1 protein-coding gene is annotated in these 410 nt (G+C 52.7%); it reads left to right on the forward strand.

Annotation, left to right across the window (positions count from 1 at the left end):
* The coding region (locus tag A3766_RS32225) for a hypothetical protein (protein ID WP_231882962.1) at positions 1-410 on the forward strand (410 nt) is incomplete at both ends.

A 410-nucleotide genomic window follows, 5' to 3' on the forward strand; every position in this document is an offset into this window, starting at 1 on the left:
TGTCGACTGAAGTCGAGGAAGTCGAGGAAGTCGAGGAAGTCGAGGAAGTCGAGGAAGTCGAGGAAGTCGAGGAAGTCGAGGAAGTCGAGGAAGTCGAGGAAGTCGAGGAAGTCGAGGAAGTCGAGGAAGTCGAGGAAGTCGAGGAAGTCGAGGAAGTCGAGGAAGTCGAGGAAGTCGAGGAAAGTTTAAGCTCGGATCAACAAGAATCAAATAACACTGATGAACCAACAGAAAACGAAAATTCTTTAAACAAGACAGAACCGCCTCCAGCACTTCAAGAATACCTGAGCGAAATTCATGACCTAAGCCCTGAGCCTGAGCCTGAGCCTGAGCCTGAGCCTGAGCCTGAGCCTGAGCCTGAGCCTGAGCCTGAGCCTGAGCCTGAGCCTGAGCCTGAGCCTGAGCCTGAT

The sequence above is a fragment of the Oleiphilus sp. HI0132 genome (assembly GCF_001635845.1).